The 22308-nt window shown below is 33.9% G+C and carries 16 protein-coding genes; 13 read left to right on the top strand and 3 right to left on the bottom strand.

Features of this window, described 5'->3' with window-relative positions; translation table 11 throughout:
- Positions 1-40: 40 nt before the first annotated feature.
- Positions 41-289: an Ogr/Delta-like zinc finger protein gene (locus tag ACLPIE_RS03645; protein ID WP_430259753.1), complete on the top strand. Its 249-nt coding sequence runs from the start codon at positions 41-43 to the stop codon at positions 287-289.
- Between the two features lie 31 nt (positions 290-320).
- Here the strand turns inward: ACLPIE_RS03645 and ACLPIE_RS03640 are convergent, their stop codons facing one another.
- Positions 321-1064, bottom strand: coding sequence for a hypothetical protein (locus ACLPIE_RS03640; RefSeq protein WP_430259751.1), 744 nt, complete (start codon positions 1062-1064; stop codon positions 321-323).
- 598 nt (positions 1065-1662) lie between these two features.
- Between ACLPIE_RS03640 and ACLPIE_RS03635 the strand changes: the two genes are divergently transcribed.
- Together ACLPIE_RS03635 and ACLPIE_RS03630 are read left to right on the top strand one after the other, a co-directional pair.
- A complete protein-coding gene (locus ACLPIE_RS03635; protein ID WP_430259749.1) occupies positions 1663-2697 on the top strand; it encodes a phosphatidylinositol-specific phospholipase C in 1035 nt (344 codons plus the stop codon).
- Between the two features lie 380 nt (positions 2698-3077).
- Positions 3078-4661 (top strand): phosphodiester glycosidase family protein, encoded by a 1584-nt coding sequence (locus ACLPIE_RS03630; protein WP_430259747.1) that lies wholly within the window; start codon positions 3078-3080, stop codon positions 4659-4661.
- Positions 4662-4715: 54 nt separating this feature from the next.
- On the opposite strand, the gene ACLPIE_RS03625 is transcribed toward ACLPIE_RS03630, so the two are convergent.
- Positions 4716-6284 carry a phosphodiester glycosidase family protein gene (locus tag ACLPIE_RS03625; protein ID WP_430259746.1) on the bottom strand — a complete coding sequence of 523 codons (1569 nt, stop codon included), beginning with the start codon at positions 6282-6284 and terminating at the stop codon, positions 4716-4718.
- A 987-nt stretch (positions 6285-7271) separates the two neighbouring features.
- On the opposite strand from ACLPIE_RS03625, the gene ACLPIE_RS03620 reads away from it, so the two are divergent.
- Positions 7272-8294 carry a FomA family porin-like outer membrane protein gene (locus tag ACLPIE_RS03620; protein ID WP_430259744.1) on the top strand — a complete coding sequence of 341 codons (1023 nt, stop codon included), beginning with the start codon at positions 7272-7274 and terminating at the stop codon, positions 8292-8294.
- Positions 8295-8409: 115 nt separating this feature from the next.
- Entirely contained in the window at positions 8410-9426 is a 1017-nt protein-coding gene (locus ACLPIE_RS03615) for an HAD family hydrolase (protein WP_430259742.1), read from the top strand.
- A 339-nt stretch (positions 9427-9765) separates the two neighbouring features.
- Here the strand turns inward: ACLPIE_RS03615 and ACLPIE_RS03610 are convergent, their stop codons facing one another.
- Positions 9766-11274 carry a C69 family dipeptidase gene (locus ACLPIE_RS03610; RefSeq protein WP_430259740.1) on the bottom strand — a complete coding sequence of 503 codons (1509 nt, stop codon included), beginning with the start codon at positions 11272-11274 and terminating at the stop codon, positions 9766-9768.
- Positions 11275-12333: 1059 nt separating this feature from the next.
- On the opposite strand from ACLPIE_RS03610, the gene ACLPIE_RS03605 reads away from it, so the two are divergent.
- The 8 genes from ACLPIE_RS03605 to ACLPIE_RS03570 all read left to right on the top strand — a co-directional run bounded on the left by ACLPIE_RS03605 (position 12334) and on the right by ACLPIE_RS03570 (position 22305).
- Positions 12334-13311, top strand: a complete 978-nt coding sequence (locus ACLPIE_RS03605) for a DUF1852 domain-containing protein (RefSeq protein WP_430259738.1) — start codon at positions 12334-12336, stop codon at positions 13309-13311.
- 18 nt (positions 13312-13329) lie between these two features.
- Positions 13330-14361: a methionine synthase gene (locus tag ACLPIE_RS03600; protein ID WP_430259736.1), complete on the top strand. Its 1032-nt coding sequence runs from the start codon at positions 13330-13332 to the stop codon at positions 14359-14361.
- 965 nt (positions 14362-15326) lie between these two features.
- Positions 15327-16460 carry a filamentous hemagglutinin N-terminal domain-containing protein gene (locus ACLPIE_RS03595; protein ID WP_430259734.1) on the top strand — a complete coding sequence of 378 codons (1134 nt, stop codon included), beginning with the start codon at positions 15327-15329 and terminating at the stop codon, positions 16458-16460.
- Between the two features lie 15 nt (positions 16461-16475).
- On the top strand, positions 16476-17507 hold the full coding sequence (locus tag ACLPIE_RS03590) for a hypothetical protein (protein ID WP_430259732.1): 1032 nt from the start codon (positions 16476-16478) through the stop codon (positions 17505-17507).
- A 62-nt stretch (positions 17508-17569) separates the two neighbouring features.
- Positions 17570-19246 (top strand): ShlB/FhaC/HecB family hemolysin secretion/activation protein, encoded by a 1677-nt coding sequence (locus tag ACLPIE_RS03585; protein WP_430259730.1) that lies wholly within the window; start codon positions 17570-17572, stop codon positions 19244-19246.
- Positions 19247-19721: 475 nt separating this feature from the next.
- The gene (gene yajD, locus ACLPIE_RS03580; protein WP_430259728.1) at positions 19722-20069 is read left to right on the top strand and encodes an HNH nuclease YajD; all 348 of its coding nucleotides are present in this window, start codon (positions 19722-19724) and stop codon (positions 20067-20069) included.
- Between the two features lie 283 nt (positions 20070-20352).
- Positions 20353-21618 (top strand): M24 family metallopeptidase, encoded by a 1266-nt coding sequence (locus ACLPIE_RS03575; RefSeq protein ID WP_430259726.1) that lies wholly within the window; start codon positions 20353-20355, stop codon positions 21616-21618.
- Between the two features lie 21 nt (positions 21619-21639).
- Positions 21640-22305 carry a CerR family C-terminal domain-containing protein gene (locus ACLPIE_RS03570; RefSeq protein WP_430259878.1) on the top strand — a complete coding sequence of 222 codons (666 nt, stop codon included), beginning with the start codon at positions 21640-21642 and terminating at the stop codon, positions 22303-22305.
- Positions 22306-22308 lie beyond the last annotated feature (3 nt).

Here is a 22308-nt window from a genome sequence, read left to right as displayed (position 1 = left end):
TAACCTAACTTAAGGCATACTCCAAACCCAAGGTTAAAATATGGCGTTCAATTGTCCAAAGTGTGGCGCTGTGACTTATACCAAAACCAGTAAATCCATGAGTAGTGAAACCCGTAGAAGTTACCACCAATGCCAAAATATTTTATGTGGTTGTTCTTTTACGACAATAACCTCAGTGGAGATTTATCTAACAAAAACTATTCCACAAGAGCTGCCGGAAGGCTTTGAAATCCCGATGGATAAGTTACCTAAATCACATCGGGGAGAAAAACAGATGGAGATGTTTTGATGGATGGGTAGCCTAGTTATTACTAATTACATTAGTCAGCTGATTTTAAAATATCAGCAAATTTACAAACTTCATTGATATTTTTATCGGATGCAGATAACCAGCTTTCGATGAAGTCATTGAACCTATCATTTAGATAGCAATCCCATAAATTTAGTGATGTTATAGCAACCCAATTTTCAGGTGATTGATTTAGAATGGAATTAAATAAATGAACTGCAATGATTCTATTAATATCTCGTTGAGTTGAACATGATTCAAGCTTAGGTATATTGTTCAATAACCAGCAAGCAAAATATTTATTACTCTCAAATATAGTAGTAACGCTATTAGTAACATCATTGATATAGTTAGTAATGTCTACACCATAGGTTGCATTATAAGCAGATATCTCAAAATTATTCCAATCACTACCTAGTTTGTATAAAACAGCGATAGAAGCACATTCACATAGACTCTCTTCAAACCATTTGTGTTTATGACCTCGAGAGCTGGAGTGATTACAATATAAATGACATAATTCATGTGCAAGTTGATACGCCATTTGTGCCCAATGGGTGCCAGATGCACATGAGAGTATAATTTCCCAATCCTCATTATTTTTTTCATATAAAGCTATTGGAAATCCTTGTGAAAGGTCGTTACGTACTAAAATGTTGTTTTCAAGTTTTTTTCCAACAAAAGTCGAGAATATACCATAGACTGCTTCTGCTAGTTTTTGGTGGCTGTCATCGCATGAAGTTATATTCCAACCATTTCCAATCACCTGAATCATTTAATTTGTCCTTATAATTTTGATTGAACGCCATCTTTAAATTGTTATGGATTAAGTTATCATATTTTATGGACAAACTTGTTGCTATAATGGTTAAACTGAATACAACGGCAACATATTAAAAAATAAGCAAAATAAAAAGCCTCTTATCAAAAGAGGCTTTTTAAGTGTGGTCAATATGTGGACATTGACTATTAGCTAAATCCATTTAAATCAATTAGTTAACTCACTTTTAGAACGCCGCACTTAGCGTCTTTGATTACCTAATCCGCACTAGTACCAGAACCGCTGAATAGGTGTAATTTACTTTATATTCAGTGAGTTATAGTATAACTACTCACTATTCGGATGGTTATAATTTATTATCCTCAGTCGGTTCAAAAAAACTGCTTTATAAATTAGTAATCACCTAAACTATCATAATTGCAATTATTTGTTTTATGTCTATGTTTTTAATAATTTTTATATATCATCTTTACCAGTATGTTTGATCTGTTTTCCCACTGAAATGCTATCATTAAGATGTTCTCACCTGTAAATCGAGTGTGTTTATTTCTATTTTCTAAAGCATTCAACTCACTAAATTAAGGGCCTAAACATGTTAAAGATATTTTCCTATATTCTAATAATGTCTTTTTGTACCGCAAGTTATGCTCATTGGGATTCAGCTTATTTCAGAAAGGCCAGTGATGGATTTACTAACAAATCAAGATGGATGAGTACGATTAGGGATGATGCTCTACTTTCTGAGGTGGCAATCCCTGGTACGCATGATAGTGCGGCTTACAAAGGTTTTGTCGATAGCGTTGCAACTCAAACTCTTAACTTTGACCAACAACTTGAATATGGAATTCGTATGTTTGATATACGTGTTAGGCATACAAGCGATAGGTTTGCTTTGCATCATGGGATTGTATTTCTTGATGTCATGTTTGGCGATTTTCTTAACTCTGTTGATAGATTTTTGGAAAAGAATCCATCTGAAATAGTTTTATTTAGATTGAAAAAAGAAATGGAACCAAATAAAAACAACACTCGAACTATGAGTGAAACCCTTGAGTATTACATTTCCTTGCATAAGGATAAGTATGTCAGACTGGCATCTTTAAACACAAAATTATCTGAAGTGAGGGGTAAGTTTGTCATATTGAGTGATGGGGGGGAGTTTATGAACTATGGTAATTCCTATTGGCAAGCTAATATACAAGATGAATATCAGCTTAAAACTAACTGGGACTTATACTTGAAGTGGGAGCATGTTAAAAAACAATTAGCTACAGCAATATATGGTAGTTCTCGGACTACATATATTAACTACCTCAGTGGTTCTGGCGGGGCATTTCCATATTTTGTAGCTAGTGGTCACTCATCTTCTGGCACGTCAGCGCCAAGGCTGTCCACGGGACTTACGACACCTGGCTGGAAACGTAGCTATCCTGATTTTCCAAGGGTTTCTTGTTTTATTGGGATTTGTACAATCGCATTTGAAGGTACAAATATCTTGACAAGGGATAAAATTAATCAATACAACAGACAGGGCATTAATAGAACAGTTGGAATCATAATTGCTGATTTCCCAGGAGAATCTTTGATTGCTAGTGTAATCGCTAACAATAAAAATCTTCTAAAATAATATAATTGCGTAAGGTGCATTTATTGATGCCTTGCATATTCCTAAGAAACACATTCTTTTTGGCGGACTCTCATTTCTATAAAGTGTATGTGCTGTCCGAAAGCACAGACAAGCGGTTTGTGTGCTTGGTCGCAACGCAAAAGGAAGCGAAGGCCTTTGTGGTTATATCAACAACTGTATGAGAATTCAGAAGTGTTATTACCTTTTATAGATAAAAATAACTATATTGTTAAGGTCAAACTAGACGCAATTCATCTTGTCTGGTCTGTTATTTGCTTTTTATTTATAGATTATGCGAAATAGTTAAATTATGACATGTGTTACATATTAATCGACGCAAATTATGTATCCTTGATTCTTTAATTCCAGAGGGTGCTCAAATGCGAATGATGAAATTACTGGTATTACTAACGGCGGCTCCCCTATTAAGTTATGCCTCAGATTGGACTGTTCCCGATCTAAATATCGGAAAGGCAAATTTAAACCAGACCGTAATTAAAAAGGACTTGAGTGAAGGGGCTACTCTTTATGAAATAAAAAGAGGGGCGGTAGGGAAGGATGGTTATATTCTTTCTACTGGAATAATAACCCCTCAAACAAAACAAAAATATATAAACGAACTTAAAGCTTTAAACATCCCCTTTGAGGTCAACGCGGCCACGGAAACAGCACCATTAGGCACTCCTCTTGGCCCAATAATTAGAATTAAGGGCTTTAATAACCAAAATGAAGCTAAAGCAAAGGCGGACAAATTACAGGCAAAAGGTCTTGAATTTAGTGTGCGGTATAGCGCACAGGAAGGTATGGAAACAACTGGTCCATTTGATATTAGTATTTTAAAGATTGATTTAAACAGATTTGATGGGAAGATTATTAACGCATTAGCCAAAGATAAAATACAAGGAGCTGAATCTGTTACATCAATGGTTGATAGGAAAAAAGCAATCGCTGGCGTAAATGGCGGATTTTTTGCCTTTGATGATTCAGTTGGTGATTACGGTGCCCCAGCAGGTATATATGTGAATAATGGCGAGTTAATAAGAGAGGCAACAAACAATAGGCCGGTTATTATTTTTGATAATAGTGGTAAAAAAACTCAGGTATTTTTTGGAACTTCAGTGGAAACACAGTCATTTATAACTCAAGGTGATTTTAGTTACCAAATAAATGGAATAAATCGAACGCCTGGAAAGTTATTAAATTGTGGGGGCAATGAAAGCAAGCCAACAGAAAAACCAGTTCATGATTTCGTTTGCAATAATGATAGTGAGATCATCGTTTATAATAGTATGTATGGAAATAATACACCGCAAGTAAGAGCAACTGAAATTATATTAAATAAACGTGGAGATATTGTAAGTTATTCAGATGTAGTAAATACAAAAATAGAAAGTGATAAAAATTATATTCAGTTGACTGGTAACAAGAAGCTGGTATTAAAGGAAGGTTTACCAGTTAAACTAGTTCATAAAGTGTTTGTTGATAATAAAGAATTCACACTAAAACCTGGGATTACAATGATAAGTGCAGGACCCTCTCTTCTTGTGGATGGAAATATTCCTATTGAAATCAGAGCAGCTCAGGGTTGGGAGCCTTACCCTAAAATAAAAGACCTAAACCAAAGTAAGGACGATGATGGATTGTCACTCACTAATGATTCTGAAAATAGAGAGGGATTTTATGAGGGTTGGGTTCTTCGTCGGCACCCTCGGACGGCTATCGGTATCACTAAAGAAAATATTCTATTCATAGCAGTTGTTTATGGAAGAAATCCAACTCATTCAGAAGGTGCAACCATTACGGAAATGGGGCGATTAATGAAGGCCCTCGGTGCTGTAACCGCTATGAATCTTGATGGAGGTGGGTCATCAGTCATGATTGTAGATGGCAAACCAACGGGCACCTTTTCTGATGAAAAAGAAAGGTTAGTTTCGGATGCCATCCTTTTGATTAAAAAAGACTAATCAGTATTATATTGAGTAAAAAAGAAGTGCAGTATAGGCTGCGCTTCTTATGTCCTATTTATTGGTAGATAGTCCTAACCATGACGGAACTGGTCTATGTTTGCCGTCAGGCTGAGATATTAAAGAACACCAAACCCCTGACGTCGAACATGATGACGACGGCCTTGCATCTCCTTTAACTGTAAATGCACTACTATCTATTGCAATTGCGGCGGAACCGCCTCCATCGAGCTCCATAGATTTTGATACGCTTAACCCATAATACAGGTTTTGAAGGTCAATTCTGGTTATCCCATTACGGTAACTCCCACCTTGAAACACATAGATGAGGCTATTATTATCATCCGCGCCAATGCCTATACGGGTTGTTTCTGACGAACCAGAATCTGGATTAGGCTTTGGTGAACCTACACTAAGAGGCAACCCTGTACCTGCAATAGCAAGGAATTGATAGCCGCTATTGCTTAATTCAACAGCATGCTGCTCGATTGCTGGATCAGAAATATCATTACTATAAAAAATTTCGATATTTGAATTTGAATCCATCTTCCAAAACATTGCATCCAGCGGTGCTTTTTTGCCATTATCATCCATGAAGTAGTCGGGGCCAGCAAAATACTTATTGGGTTCGTTGTGAGTGCCTTGCGTTGGCCCATTAGAAATATTATCAAAATAAATACCCAGTGGTGTTGAACATTTATTACTTTTCCAAGTGGCACCATTTAATTGAGGTCGCACATCAAAGTAATTTGCATTAAGTGCAACTAATGGTTTTTCAAGTTTTAACCAAGCTTCATCTGGATTATATAATTCAGCATACTCAAGCGTCCCATCTGATGTGCGGGCGGAAGAAGTCCCTTCGCATCTGGCTGCTTCCCTTTTGTGAGTATCCCCCAGTAAATGAGGTATGATAAATTTCTCATTATTTTTCACTCTAGGTATAATTAATAAACTACCTCTATTCGCAAGAGTATACTTCCCAGGACCTGTACTCATAGGGATTTCGTAGTTTCCACCAAAAATGATATGGCTTGGTTTTCCTGTTTGCAAAGTTTCGTTTTTAGCATCATTAATTAACGACATTACCGCATCATTGGTATAGCCAGGTTTTATGTACCCATCACCAGTGCGAACATTATCGCCTCTAATCTGGAACGAACCAACAGTGCGTCCGCTATTTCTAAATATCACCCAAATTTGCTGTATAATTATTTCATATTCGCCTGACTTTGCAGCAGGATATTCAAACCGCTTAACGTATTCACTTACCTTGCCAACTCCTTCAGTTATTCGCATAATTTCAGTTTGTCCTGTTAGCTTATGCTTTATGTGAACAATGATGTCGATTGAAGTTTTATTATAACTTGCCCCGTTAAATTTAATATTATGTAAATATACATCAACAAATAATGGTCTTATTTCCTTTCGGTCACAAATATCAGTATTAATGTTTAGGGAGACCTTTTTGTTATCGTTATTTCTATTTTCTAATTTATAATACGATCGCCCCCAGCAATTCCAATTTCCCGCGGTTTCTAGACTATAATTTTCTTTAATAATATCAGTATACCCTGAACTGATATTTAACCCTAATATAATTACAATAAAAAAATATTTAAACATGAATTAAACTCCTAATTTATAGTAAATGGTACGGTTTATTTTTAATTAAAAAATAAATTGTATTAACTTTAATGTTAATATCTGAATGTAAAACAATTAGCCAGCAATATTATCCTAAAATTCATTTGTTTCTGATAAGGTATGGGGAATAAATTGAATTACGCAACCTTAAAGGATTGTAATAGTCTAATAAAACTGTAAAGATTTATAGATTATAATTAATCAAAACCTTATAAATATAAGTATGGCTCGGGAATTAAAAGTGATTTTTAGAAAAAGTAAAAAATAAAATATATAAAACTCATGATTGAAGGGGATATAGCAATATACGAGCTAAAAATATCTAGAGTGGGAAAATTTGTTAGGCGTTTAAAAATATAAAGACTAAACCATTTATCGTTTATAAATCATTAGTCTGTAGTCTGTGAAATTCTTATTGTTAAGGGTAGACAATAAAAATGAGGGATTTTAGATGTAGTTACGACGTTAGGCGACTAAGAGTCATCTGAAATGCATGAAAAAACCATCGCCATATTCATAGAGCGTGAACACAATTTTTTATGATATTCATATATTGAATACAGAGAAAAAATATCAGAAAGTTATTTATGGAAATACAGTTATTACTTTTAGATAAAAAGCTAATAAAAAGATGATCGAATTTCGATGTTCATATATACATTGGGATTTATTATTTACAATAAGGTCTATGCGGATAACTTCGATTAAAGATGAAAATTTACCGTGCTGATATTATTCGTACAACAGAATAAATAATATATTGACATGCACTATAAATACATTTATTACTTAAAAGTAAATTATTACTAAAACAGAGGTTAAAAGAGAATAGAATGCAATGGTCAATATGTGAGAGTTAATTTTAGTGGTTCCAATATAGACAATCAAAAAGGAACATATATTATTTCGATTTATTAAAAATGATTAATATGGAAAAAAATTAAAATTTATTCAACTCGGTGCTATATGAAAATATTAAAAACACTTTTTGTGATATTATTTATTACCTATGGGGGCGCCCAGGCTGATGAATTTGTTCCTTCAGGGAGTATGGGATTTACTCAGACTTTTTATGGTAACTCAGGAAAATATAAAACCTCAACATCACATCCATCGCTATTTCTAAACTATAATTTTTCTCCTGAGTGGGGAGTTCAAATTGAATGGGATAGACTTTGGAATACTTACCACTTTTCAGGAAAATCAAAGCAGCAAGATAATAGCTTAAGCCAACCAGTAGGTACATTAAACTATACGTATGGTTACCTTGGAAGCTCCCGGGTCAACTGGTCTTCTGCATTAACGATTGAAAATAGAAATACTTTTAGAGGAATAGATCCTACTTACACTTTTATTAGTACTTCGTTTGATTTTCATGAGTATTTACCAACATCTAAATATATTAATGCCACTCAGTTTGCTATTTCACCAAAGTATATTTATGGCTGGCAATCACGTGATCCTTCAGGACATGTTAATACAAGCGTGTTAAGTATGCTAACTAACTGGACATTACCTGCGAATTTTTCTTTGACCCTAAATGCACATTTATTTCGAGAGTGGTATAACGGTTCAATGATTGTATATGACAAAAGTACGCAATACAGTAATGCTAATTATTTTATGCTATCAGCATGGTTAAATTATAATAGTACTCTTTATCAATTTAATGATAAAGCAGCTCTCGAATTTAATTTTGTTGGTGGCTTTGACCCCTATATTGTATCAAATAAAAAAGCTGGGTGGCATCCGTTTTTAGCCGACAATCTTAGGTATGAATGGCCTGGCCCATCTGCTATGAGTGGTGAATACCGTAGCACTTATACATTATTTGCTTTACCAAAAATAAACTTTAGCTATCAATATGATAAAAAACTTCAACTTTCCACATTTATTCAAGCAAAATACTTTAATCAAGTTTGGGGTAGTACAGAAAAAGATTGGCGATTACAACCACAGATAGGATTCGGTGCAATATATAACTTTTAAATGATAGTTAATTTTTAGGTTTCGATAAGTTTATTACTAAAATATAACCATGATGAGAGTAATATGTTGCGAATAAATTTTATGTGATTTTTATATTTATAAGGTGTGTCATATTATGATTAATTTTTCTAGTAATAAAATGTTATCAATTCCTCTTCTAATTCTTTTTAGTTCTATTACACATGCTAGCCAAAATGTTTTACCTTCATGGAATGACGGAGATACAAAAAATAAAATTATATCTTTTGTAGAAAAAACAACTAAAGAAGGTAGCGTTGATTTCGTTAAGCCGGAAGAACGTATTGCTACATTCGATCAAGATGGTACATTATGGGTTGAGCATCCAATGTACACTCAATTTCTATACATATTTGACCGTATTGAGTATTTAGCTCAAAAAGATAATACATTTAAGAATACAGAGCCTTTTAAAACTATTTTAACTAAAGATCCGAAAAAGATTAGTAAGTTAACGAGTGAACAATTAAATATTATTGCCGCAACAGCATTAACAGGAATGGATGTTGAAACCTACAATTTAGAAGTTGCTAAGTGGTTAGAAAAATCGAAAGACCCTCGTTGGAACAAACTTTATACAGAATTAACGTATTTGCCGATGCGTGAATTACTCGATTACCTCAGAGCTAATGGCTATAAAACTTATATTGTTACTGGTGGAGGTCAAAATTTTGTCCGTGTGTATAGTGATAATGTATATGGAATTCCTCCAGAGCAAGTAATGGGTTCATCCTTTGTAACTAAATATAGCTATAACAAGGCAGGCAAGCCTATATTATTAATTGATCCATCTCTATTAATTAATGACGATTTTGGCGGTAAAGCGAGAGGAATTGAATTATTAATAGGTCGTAAACCAATAATTTCGGTTGGTAACTCAACCGGTGATCGTGAAATGTTAGAATATACAACTTCAGGTAAAGGTTTAAGACTGGGTATGTTAGTACTTCATAATGATGATAAACGTGAGTATGCCTATGGCCCAGCAGAAGGCTTACCAAATACGGAAGTTGGTCGGTTCACCCAAAATTTATATGATGAAGCCCTTGAAAAGGGCTGGGTTATTATTAAAATGAAAGAAGATTGGAAAAAAATATTTTCTTTTGATGAATAGAAAATGGAATTAAGTATAGGTGAAAAATAATTTAATTCATTTTTGATATCAAAATCTGGCCTGTGGCTACAATTATTTTTTTCTAATTGTAGCCACAATATTAAAGCCAAAAAATATATTTTAACTAAATACTAGAGCTAATATAGCTGGAGCGGCATTACTAAAAACAAATTTAACCTGAGATCTGCATAAAAAATTAACTATTGGCTAAGTCCTTGCAATTATGACCGTTCTAGTCAAATTATCTGAACACAACCTGGGTATTAAGTGCAATTATTATCTGCAGCTTAGGTTTATATAAATATTTTATTCAAATTTACGATAGGCTTGTAATACTTACTATGCTCCTGAAAAAAGATAACGTTCATTAATATCTTTAGTTAATTTAGAAAAAATCTCATTGGTTAATTTATCCGTTGAAATTAATGCCATTTCAAAAGCTTGCTTTTGAAAATCAACTAATAATTTATTGGCTTCTTCTGGATTGTTTTTGTAAGTTTTTAAGTATTTGATTTCCATTTCTTTTTGTAGCGTATTTAGTTTGCTTTCCTCATCTCTGTATTCTTTTTGAACAATAGGGGCATATTTATAATAATCCAACATAACAAGTGATTGTAACTTTCTGAATTTCCATTGTGCGGAAATAGAATCTGCTTCTCCTTTAGTTTTTTGTTTAAATGATAAAGGAACATTAGAGTCTGTAATGTTCATAGTGTAAATAGGTATATACATTGATATACTCGGCATTCCATAAGAAATATACTCAACATTAGAGAGGGTATCTGGTAGATTTTTTCTTGTTTGTAAAATATGAGATTCTTCAGTTCTGAAAATAGATATAGGTCTAATTCTTGTATCAGGGATTTTTGTATACGGCTTCCTTCCTATATTTTCATAGGTGTTTCTTAACCCAGCCTTAACGTCATTTAACGTTAATTTATTTTGCGGCGTTTGAAAAACAAGATAATCAGATGGATTAGACAATGTGGTTTTTATGTTTGGACTAAATAATTTTTGCAAAGCATAAACTCTAGGGTAATTGTAATAAGTATCACCATTTTTATTCGTATTATGCTTCACATATGCTTTCTCAAAGTTGAACGCACCATCTTTATCTTTATCATATAATTTATTCTTTATTGCATAACTAATGAGTTCTTTAGAATAAAGATAATTATTTTTATCATCAGTTTTTATATATTGTATCCTACCCTGATTACCAGTAACAAAATATTTATCTTTTGGTAATTTTACTGCGACCCATTGATGGGCACTTCCTGTTTCTAAATACCAAATACTGGTTTTATCTATAAATGCCACACCGAAACCTTCTCCAGCCCCTTTTTCTTCAATTATTTTACCTAAACGTTCAACGCCATCTTTTGCCGTCGTTATATAAGGTAGAATGACATCAACAATGCTATCTTCTGTTATTCCAAAATCAACAAGATAAGGATCGTTTTTTAATGCTTTGTCACTCGCAAAAATAGTTTCTGTTGCCGTCATTCCTACACCGACTTCATTGAATCCCGCAGCCCCCCACGTTAACTTTTCACCATGACTCTGAATTGTGTCACCATCAGAAAACGATGTATACTTAAATGCTTTATTAGGTAATTGATATTGAAATTTATTTTTATTTGCCTTAAAAATTCTATTATTTATAGATTCACTATCATGGACAAGGAACACCTTAGAAAGTACAGGGTCATGATCCTCTGTTCGTGCTATAAATTGTGATTGGTCTGCCGTAGCATCACTACCAACAAGAATAGTTGTGCAAGCATTAGCAGTTGAAAACAATAAAATGGAGCTTGATACGATTGATTGCAATAGTTTAATTTTCATAAAATACCCATATGTAGTTATTCACTCTGAATTTACGTATATTCCTCTATTTTGGATTTATTTTTTTTAGGTAAATCACAAAAATGATTTTTTCCCTATGATTTTTCGGTGCCGATAAAGAACGGTTATGTTAATTTCATATAAACATTGTTGATTTAGCTTAAGAAATGAATACTAATCAGAGACCTCTCGCAGATAAGCTGTCACGATGTAATAGGTAGTACGCCTTTAGATAAATGACTGGTGATTTGCTTGAGTAATTTAACTTTAATCCTGAGTAAAACTTATTTTATATGCTTAAGACTATGATCAGAACAACTTGAAAAGTTTAGCAAATATTTGTGGCTGAATGATTGAAGTGGAATTAATTAAGATTGATGAGATATTTGCCAAGTATAAGTCTTAATCGCTGTTTAAATAAGCACTGAGTTAATGAACTACTCAGTTTATTTATCTTTAGTTTCTTTTTAATTTGGCTTTTTCCCTTTTACTTGCGCCAAAAAATCCAGCCACGCATCTTGTTTAAAGCGAAACGCTTCTATGCATAACATGTTATTAATTTATTTTATGCTTTACATCAGCGGCAATAATTCATTGCCCCCAAACACTATTACGACTTTTTCTACACTAGGAGAGAGGTTTTTCTTATAACTCAACGGACTTGTTGTCTGTCGGTACATTATCACACTAGTGCGGGTAAGATGAATTAAGCTCATTAGCCTTTATTTTATTCATGTGCTTTTTCACTTTTATCAGCAGATTGATTCATTGTCTGTTTTTATACTGCTAATTTTTTGTTAAAAAACAATTGGATATGTTTTTCTTGGTTTTCTAATCGCCACACCTACCTTCGATCATGAATTTCCCTCATGTTGTATTGAAATTAAGTCGCTTTCACTTGCGTATAGGCTCTGGCATAAATGATACCAGACTAATTAATTAACTTATTGACAACATAAAACTGACGAATGTGAAAATCAGTAACTTTTATGAAATAAAGTTTTCATGAAATAAAAATTAACTTGATTGTCATGATTGAATTTGAGGTGGAAAAGTACGATGAGCAACGAATTTACATTTACGATTAAAAGTAGTCTGTTTGACGAAAATTATAATCCCTCTGAAAACACGCGTATAACAACCAATTTTGCTAATTTGGCCAGAGGAAAAAACCGCCAAGAGAATTTACGCAATACCTTATCGATGATCAATAACCGATTCAATTCATTGGTACATTGGGATAACCCTAAAAGCGACCGTTATGCAATCGAACTGGAAATCATCTCTGTAGAGATGAAAATCGCAGGAAATAGTCATGCTTTTCCGGTCATTGAAATACTAAAGACAAATATTATCGATAAAAAAAACAATGAACGTATTGATGGTATTGTCGGTAATAACTTTTCATCTTACGTGCGGGACTATGATTTTAGCGTATTGCTGCTAGAACATAATAAAAACCAAGCAGAATTTAGTATTCCTAATCAGTTTGGTAGTTTGCATGGAAACTTATTTAAATACTTTGTTAACTCTAATGAATACAAAGAAAACTTTAGCAAGTCGCCTGTTATTTGTTTAAGTGTCTCAAATAAAGACACCTACAACCGCACGGGCAATCAGCACCCTATATTAGGCATAGAATATCAGCCAAGTAATGCTTCTTTAACGGAACAATACTTTAAAAAGATGGGATTACAGGTTCGCTATTTTATGCCTACAAATAGTGTTGCACCGTTGGCTTTCTATTTTTCAGGCGATTTATTGAGGGATTACACTAATCTTGAGCTAATTAGCACAATTAGTACTATGGAAACATTCCAGAAAATTTATCGACCTGAAATATACAATGCCAATGCTGTAGCGGGGCAATGCTATCAGCCAAGCTTGAATAATCAGGATTATTCGTTCACAAAAATTGTTTATGACCGAGAAGAACGTAGCCAGTTGGCTATTGAGCAAGGGAAATTCACGGAAGAGAATTTTATTAAACCTTACAAAAATATTCTTGAAAATTGGTCCGCTAACTACGCTATTTAATTAAAAAGGTCATTTACCATGAAATTATTATTACCCACTTCAACAGCAGGCAGTTTACCTAAACCTTCTTGGTTGGCAGAACCAGAGAAACTTTGGTCTCCTTGGAAATTACAGAACGAGGAATTGGTCACAGGAAAACAGGATGCGCTTCGCCTATCCTTAGACGATCAGTTACGTGCAGGGATTGACATTGTGAGTGATGGTGAACAAACACGCCAACACTTCGTGACCACCTTTATTGAGCACCTTAGTGGTGTTGATTTTGAAAGACGTGAAGTGGTCAAAATTCGTGATCGCTATGATGCTAGCGTTCCAACCGTTGTTGGCGCAGTGGCTCGTCAAAAACCCGTGTTTGTAGAAGATGCTAAATTCCTACGTAATCTGACTAATCAACCTATTAAATGGGCGCTACCAGGGCCTATGACGATGATTGATACGTTGTATGATAACTACTATAAAAGTCGTGAAAAGCTTGCTTGGGAATTTGCCAAAATTCTTAATCAAGAAGCCAAAGAGTTAGAGGCCGCTGGCGTGGATATCATTCAGTTTGATGAGCCTGCATTTAATGTCTTTTTTGATGAGGTTAATGATTGGGGCGTCGCAGCTTTAGAAAGGGCTATTGAAGGCCTTAAGTGTGAAACTGCCGTTCATATTTGCTATGGCTATGGTATTAAGGCAAATACAGATTGGAAAAAGACGTTAGGATCAGAGTGGCGCCAGTACGAAGAAGCATTCCCTAAACTGCAATCCTCTAATATTGATATTATTTCTCTGGAATGCCATAACTCCCATGTACCTATGGACTTGTTAGAACTCATTCGCGGTAAAAAAGTGATGGTAGGTGCGATTGATGTTGCCAGCAATACTATCGAAACGCCAGAGGAAGTGGCTGATACATTACGCAAAGCTTTACAATTTGTTGATGCAGATAAGCTTTATCCTTCAACTAACTGTGGAATGGCGCCATTGTCTCGTCAGGTTGCTAATGGCAAGCTGAATGCGTTAAGTGCAGGTGCTGAAATTATCAGAAAAGAGCTTTTAGCGAAATAATCTACTAGTGGATAGAAAAACCTGAACAATGAAATCCGTCAAAAGCCTCTTGTAAATAAGGGGCTTTTTCTGTTTAGCGAAGATAATTATTTTATTAACCAAAAAATAGTAGATTTACCACAATCTTCTATTTCCTTAGTGCTATATCATTAACGATAGTACGAAGCGAGATCTCGCGGCTCTGTCGTAAGTTTGAGTGAGGTACTACGCTGAGTTAGAGACTTAATGACAAAGGTTCATCGAATGCTTGTATTTCAATGTCATCATTTCGTGGGCATTTATAGTTTATAGGTAGTTCATTGGTTGATAAATATAAAGTTTATTTTTAATTTCTATTTAATATAGAGGATTGAACTGGAATTGTTATTTTTAAGTATTATTGTTTAAGTATGAATATGTATAAATTATTTAACGATAAAAAATAACCTGTCTTAGCAAGAGCTTTGAAACGTATAAATAACGGTATTAATACCTATATGAAGTTCTCTAGTAATAGTATGGATACCTTATTACGTATCGATTAATTATTCTCTCTTTAGTGTCAAGTTAGATGTTCATAATTGAGTTGGAAACTTTGGGAGCAGTCTTAATAGCAATAGCTTTCATGATTTTTGCTTACAAGGCGATATTTATAACTGGCTATATTTATCATTTCAATTGGATTATGCTAATAAATACCTTTTTATAATTTAATTTTCCTGTTTTTTAGTTGGCGGTCAATATCATTTACGTTAGTCATTGATTGTTTAAATATCGATCAAGTGTATATTATATGCCGCTAAGATGCTTATTTTTAACATAAAACTCTTTTTTTATTCACTTTATGGGTAAAAATAAAACATTAATTCTTATATGTTAACTAAAGTAATATAAATTTATCATTTTGGTTTTTTTATTTTATATGTATTAATCACTTGTGCTGTTAAATGTTTTTTTTTGATTTTTTATTCTAACGCTCTGGTATTATGCAGACTAAAAAATCTAAGGCATTAATTAACGATGAACACCTTAACTATATAGCTATAATTTTATTTAACTTAACGGACTGGTTTTTTTGTTTAATAATAGCCACTCATTTTACCATTATATTATTAAGGGTTCTTATGTATAAATTAAATAAGATTTTTTTATGTGTTTCTATTATTTTAGGTTACTCATCAATAGCAAATGCAAATATTATTAATACAAATGGAGCAGGGGTTCAAAAAAATCCAAATGGCTCAACAATTGTCAATATTAATAAAGCAAGCGAAAAAGGAGTATCACATAACGTTTATAATGTATTTGATGTAGATAAAAATGGGGTTATTTTAAATAATAGTGCTACCAATTCCAATACCACTTTAAGCGGTAATGTGGCAGGAAATAGCAACTTAAGTTCTGGTTCAGCTAAAGTTATTTTAAATGAAGTTAACTCTAATAGAGCAAGTGCTATTAATGGTATGATTGAAGTCGCTGGAGATAAAGCGCAAGTTATTATCGCCAACCCATCTGGGATCACATGTAATAGCTGCGGTTTTATTAACACTGAGCGTGCAACATTAACTACAGGTAGAATAGTCAATTCTTTTAACGGTGAAATATCTGGATATAATGTAGACAGAGGTACAATTGTTATTAATGGTAGCATGAAATCAGACTCACCTACAGATATCATTTCTCGCTCTGTATCTGTCCGAGGTAAAATTGAAGCAGCTAAACAACTGACGGTTATTGCGGGTAGTAACTTCGTTGATAGAGATAATCAATACACTACGCCAATTAGACCTGCTGGAAGCTCAGCAAAATATGGAATTGATGTTTCATCATTAGGTGGAATGTATTCTGATAAAATCACTTTGATCACTACAGATAGAGGCGTTGGAGTAAGTAATAACGGAAATATATCTGCTAACATTGATGGTCTTTCTTTAACCACCACTGGTCCAGTATTAAATCAAAATGGAAATATAAAATCTAGTGGGGATATTTTAATAGATACCAATTCTACAGTAACTAACTATTCTAATATTATTTCAGATGGAGGTAATATTACTCTAAATACAAAAGCAGATTTATATAACCTAAATGGTAATATTAGTGCAAAAAATAATGTTTAATTAAATTCAAATTATTTGAGTAATGACAATGGAACTATTCAGTCTATAGATGGTAATGTAAACATTGATATTAACAGATTAAATAATTCAGCTCTTTCAAGAAATAATATTAATACTCAAATACCGAAAGGTATTTTAGCTGGAAATGATATTAACATATCCAGCGGACACATAAAGAATTACAATACAGATATTTCCGCAAAAAAAAATATCAATATTAAAGCAACAAACTTAAATAATTATTCTGCTATAATTAAGTCAGGTGAAAAGCTGAACATTGATACTACATCAATAAGTAATTTCACTGGTCTGATTAAGTCAGGTGAAGATATGAACATTGCTACTTCATTAATAAACAATGATTCTATCTCATCTATTGAGAGTAATAATAATCTTACGATTAATGCAGACAGGATTACAAATAGTGGTTCTATTTTATTTAAAAATGGGACTGCAGATATCAATTCAAAAAATATAATTAACTCTTACGGATTTATCCAAGGTGAAACATTAAATTCAATTTCTGATGTATTTAATAATAATTCTGGATATGTTAATACCAGTAACTTAGCCAACATTAATGCTACTAATATCTATAATAATAATAGTGAATCATTCAAAAAGGTGAGTACACGCTTTGGTCTAGTAAACCAATCTGGCGGAATAGAAAGTGTTAATGGTTCAATTAAATTGAGTGGTAGCTATCTTTATAATAATTCAGGTAAAATTGTATCAAGTAAAACCACTCGCGTACCTACTGGTGGGGATATTAATCTATACTTAAATGGAAAAGTACAGAATGATGCAGGTATCATTACATCATCTAAAGATATTAACATTAATACAATAACATTGAGTAACATTTATGGTTCGATTAATGCAGATAATAATGCAAACATTAAATCATCAATCTCTATTAATAATGCGGCAGGAAGAATAAATGCAAATAACAAAAATACAGTTGAGTCACTAAAAATCCAATCATTAAAAAAAGGTGAAATAACAGGGGGAACAGTTGTTATTATAACAGATCGATATGTTAAATAGTATTATATAAATAATAAATAGGAGACCATTAGGTCTCCTCAACTATATTAAAAGTGATGAATATGTTTTTTAGAATACTGTTTTTAACTTTATTTTTTATGCCTGTTTTAGCATGGTGTGATTTAATTACACCAATCGATCAACAAATAACCAATCAAATTAGCCAAGAAAAAAATAGATTTAAAAACACACCATTAGCAACAAGTGACAGGCTTGACAATACATCTGAAAAGGTAAATAACAAATTATCATTACCGATTGAAAAAGAATGTTATCCCCTAAACAGGGTGACTTTATTTTTCGACAAAAAATTTAATCATAAAAAAAAATTTGAGAAGTATGCTGAGCAGGCTATAGGTACTTGCATTGGTGTAAAGGGAATTGAATTTTTAGCTAAGGAGTTACAAGATAACATAATTAAGTCTGGCTATGTTACTTCAAGAGTCAGCATTCCAAAGCAAAATATAAAGGATGGCGAACTAAGGATAGATATTACTTTAGGTATAGTAGGTGAAATTAAATTAGCAGATGAAAGTAATCAGCACTTATTATTATCATCACTCATACCAACAAATAAGCATCAAATTTTTAACTTAAGAGATTTAGAGCAAGGGTTGGAAAACTTAGAAAGATTACCAAATTCTGCAGCAAGTATAGAATTAGCACCAGGAGATGATTTTTCATCTACAGATATTATCATAAAACAAAATCAACCATCATACTTTAATTTTTCAGGTTCTATTAATAATACAGGAAGCAAGCAAACTGGGAAAGAACAGATAAATTTATCTGTTTATGCGAACAACTTGACTTCACTGAATGATACATTATCGTTATCCGCAGGTGAAAATTTAAAAAAACAAGCTCGATATTACTCGAATAACCAAGCTATTTATTATTCTGTCCCTTATAGGTATTGGTTGTTTTCTGCTTATGCGAGTAGAAATGAGTATAAGCAGAAGATTAATGATACGATAATGAGCTACGATTATTACGGGAAAAATAATTATCTTAACTTTACTGTTGATAATGTTTTTTTACGTAGCCAGACCTATAAAGATACTGCGAGTGTTCAGCTCGTGAAACGGAAATCAAGGTATCACCTTGAGGATATATCGATATCATCTCAAGATCGTGATTTAACGAGTATTATCTTTGGATTAAATCATCGACAAAATATAGGAACATCAATTATTGATGCGTCAGTTAACTATAAACGTAATGTTTCATGGTTTGGTGCAAAACCAACTTCGGATATGAAATATGGCGATGTCAGTGAAATGGGGAGAGTACTTACTTTTAATGTGAATGCAATGCTCCCTTTTACATTTGATAATATGGTTATTACATATAACCCACAATTATTTTTTCAATATACTCCAGATAGATTAACCATCCAAGATCAGTTTTCATTAGGTGATAGATGGTCGGTAAGGGGCTTTGATGAAGAATATTCATTAATTGGTGATAAAGGTTTTTTTCTAAGAAATGAATTAAATTTTTATCAAGCTAATAGCTCTGTATATCCTTATCTTGCTCTAGATTATGGACGTATTATAGGTGATACGTACCCCATTGGTTTATATTCAAATGGCCAGTTAGTGGGTACTGCTGTCGGTATTCGAGGAAATATTAATATTTTTAGTTATGACCTTTTTCTCTCTACCCCCTTATATCAACCGAAAGGGTTTGAAACCGATACAGCAAATGTTGGTTTTAATATTCAATGGATATGGTGAGTTTATGGGTCTAACACATTGTATAATGCGTCAATAATAAAGATTATAATAGCCAAGTATATCCGCGCGTAGCTTCGAAATAGCTAAAGGTCGATTAAGATTTTTCAAACCTTAGTTATAAAACCTTAGTTATATAAGTGCACTTAATGGTTAGGAAATAGAATGTAATCAACTAATTTTAAAATATGATCCCTGTAAGTTCAGTTACTGACTTTGGATTGAATATAGATGAAGTCGACAATTTGTGGGTGGGGATTATTCTATAATGACTGAAATCCCTAGTAGATGATACCAACATACTCGCCATTGTGATTATAGAACACGCTGTTACGATGAATATTGAAGGTAGAAAATCAATTTAAAGGTGTTATTGGCTTAAGTTATTTTCTGGGATCTCTGTTCCCAGTTGATTTTTTTTAGTTCGAATATAGGGTATATTAAAAACAATATATTTTTTAAATAGGTAACATGAGCAATGGCTTTGATCCCTAAAAATTATGCGCGGTTGGAAAGTGGCTACCGTGAGAAAGCACTGAAAATTTACCCGTGGGTATGTGGTCGCTGTACCCGGGAGTTTGTATATTCTAATTTGCGTGAACTTACCGTGCACCATATTGATCACGACCATACCAATAACCCCGAAGATGGCAGTAATTGGGAACTGTTATGCTTATTTTGTCATGATCATGAACACTCTAAGTATACGGAAGCTGACCAGTATGGTACCAATGTTGTTGCAGGGGAAGATGCCCAGAAAGATATAGGTGAGGCAACTTATAACCCTTTCGCTGATTTAAAAGCCATGATGAACAAGAAAAAATAATATTTTTATGCCGCTTAACCCATAGAAATGGCCTCAGAAGCAATATAGCAAGGTATTGTCACTTGCTCTTATTATTGTTTCTGAGGCCATTTTTTACCTACAATTTTATTTCTCATATCATTTGAAATTCTTATAGGCTGATTTTTATCAGTTTTTAGCTTAGCCATTCGCGGGTTTACTGATGATCCGCACAAAGTGTTCATGCCATTGTTTGACAAATAATCAAATCGCAGTCAGTATTTAATTCATTCAAATGAATTAAATACTAAAAGAGAGACTTATTATGAATACGACAACAATTCCACGCCCATTTTCGTTTGCTGAAAGAGATAGACGATGGGGAATAGCGAGAAAGATCATGCAATTGAATGATCTCGAAGTCTTAATTGTTTATGGAGATAGGGAGTCAGCTGCGCCTGCACCATTTTGTATCGATCATTATTTTACTAATGACCGCTTAGGCTCTGTTGTCATTTTTCATCAAGACAAAGCGCCGTTAGTTGTCACTTTTGCACCAATGATGGTTGCTGACCATATGCAAGCGCAAATGCGTGGCGATGTGCAATGGATTACACCCGAGCAAATCATTGTGGGGAAAACAGGGCGCAATATTGCTCAAATATTGGTTGATTTAAGCGTGTCAGAAAATGCTAATGTGGGTATTGTTGGGTTAGAACCTTATCCACCATTTTATTTTGATGGAGCAATGCCTTACAACACACTAGCAGGTATCAAAACGCGTTTACCACACCTGAATTTTATTCCTGTTTATAAACAATTTTTCCAGTTAGCATCTGTTAAAAGTGAAGAAGAATTAGCACATGTGAAATATGCGGCGATGATCGGCGAAGCGATGAGTGAAGCGATGCGAGCAACAGCGGTTGTAGGCCATTCAGAAGCCGATATTGCCGCGGCAGTGACGGCAAAATGTTTATCAATGGGCGGTTTTACCGCTGAAATATTAATGGGTTCGGGGCCTGAATACATTGGTTGGGGGCAGCCTGCTTGGCAATATCGTTCACAATTACCTCGGAAAATCCAGCAAGGTGATATTGTATTGACTGAAATATTTGCATTGTATGGAATGTATGAAACCCAGCACCAAGCAGCTGTTGCAGTAGGCAAAATTCATCCAAACTTAGAAAAGGCGGCTGCGGTCGCCCGTGAATGTTATGAAATTGGAGTGGAAAACCTAAAAGAGGGTGTGACCTTCGGAGAAGTGGTGGACAAAATGGAGCAACCACTTTTAAAATCAAAAGGATGGCACGTACATCCACTGATCCATAGCATCAACCCTTATGGGCCAATTGGCTTTGGAACAGCCCCTGGTATTGAATCGCTACCGATTGCACAAAAGTACCGCCAATTAGAGCGCTTACCCAATCCAGGGCGTGAATTAGTACTAAAAGCGGGAATGACGTTTGCATTTGAGCCAAATTGTGCATTTGGTTACCACTTGTGCAACCTTGGTGGAACGGTTGTTGTTGGGAAAGAACAAGGTATTGAGTTGAATCATAATTCAACTTATCTTATGCGTTCGGATAGTTAATGAATGGAATAACAGCGGATGATGACTGAAACCAATAAAAATACGCTTTCTTCGGAATCAACCAAAGAAAAGTTAATCAATGAAGGGATAAAACAATTTGCCCTTTATGGGATTAATGGTGTAAGAACTCGACAACTTGCTGAAAATGCAGGGGTTAACCAGTCCGCTATTCCTTATCATATGGGAGGGAAGTTAGGGGTTTATACCGCTGTTATTCAAAAAATTGCCACTGACTTATCCCAAGCTAGCCAAGTTCAGGCATTTGATTCATTACTTTCAAATGCGGTGCAGCAGAGCCCTGTTGATATTGAGAAAATAAGTCAGTTAGTCACGTTGTTAATTCGAGGGTTAGGTAACGCATTGTTATTACCTGAGCATGAGTATTACTCGGTACTGATCTTACGTGAGCAATTAGAACCGACAGAAAATTACGATGTGATTTACCGTGATTTTATCGAACCGTTTCATATTCGTTTATCACAGGTGATCCAATTAGCTAATTCACTTGCTGAGCAGAGTGCGATTATTCGTGCTCATGTATTAATTGGGCAAGTTTTAGGGTTTGTTGTTGCGCGAAAACCATTATTAAAGCGCTTAAAGCGAGAAAAAATAGATAACGCATTGTTAGAGCAAATCTTACAGGAAATTTGCTCTATGGCAAACAATGCGTTAATTAACGCTAGATAATGC

Origin of the sequence: Providencia sp. Me31A (assembly GCF_050487165.1) — a bacterium.
In the GTDB taxonomy this organism is placed as follows: domain Bacteria; phylum Pseudomonadota; class Gammaproteobacteria; order Enterobacterales; family Enterobacteriaceae; genus Providencia.
The sequence above is the reverse complement of the archived record's forward strand: the minus strand, read 5'-3'. Positions and strand labels throughout refer to the sequence as shown.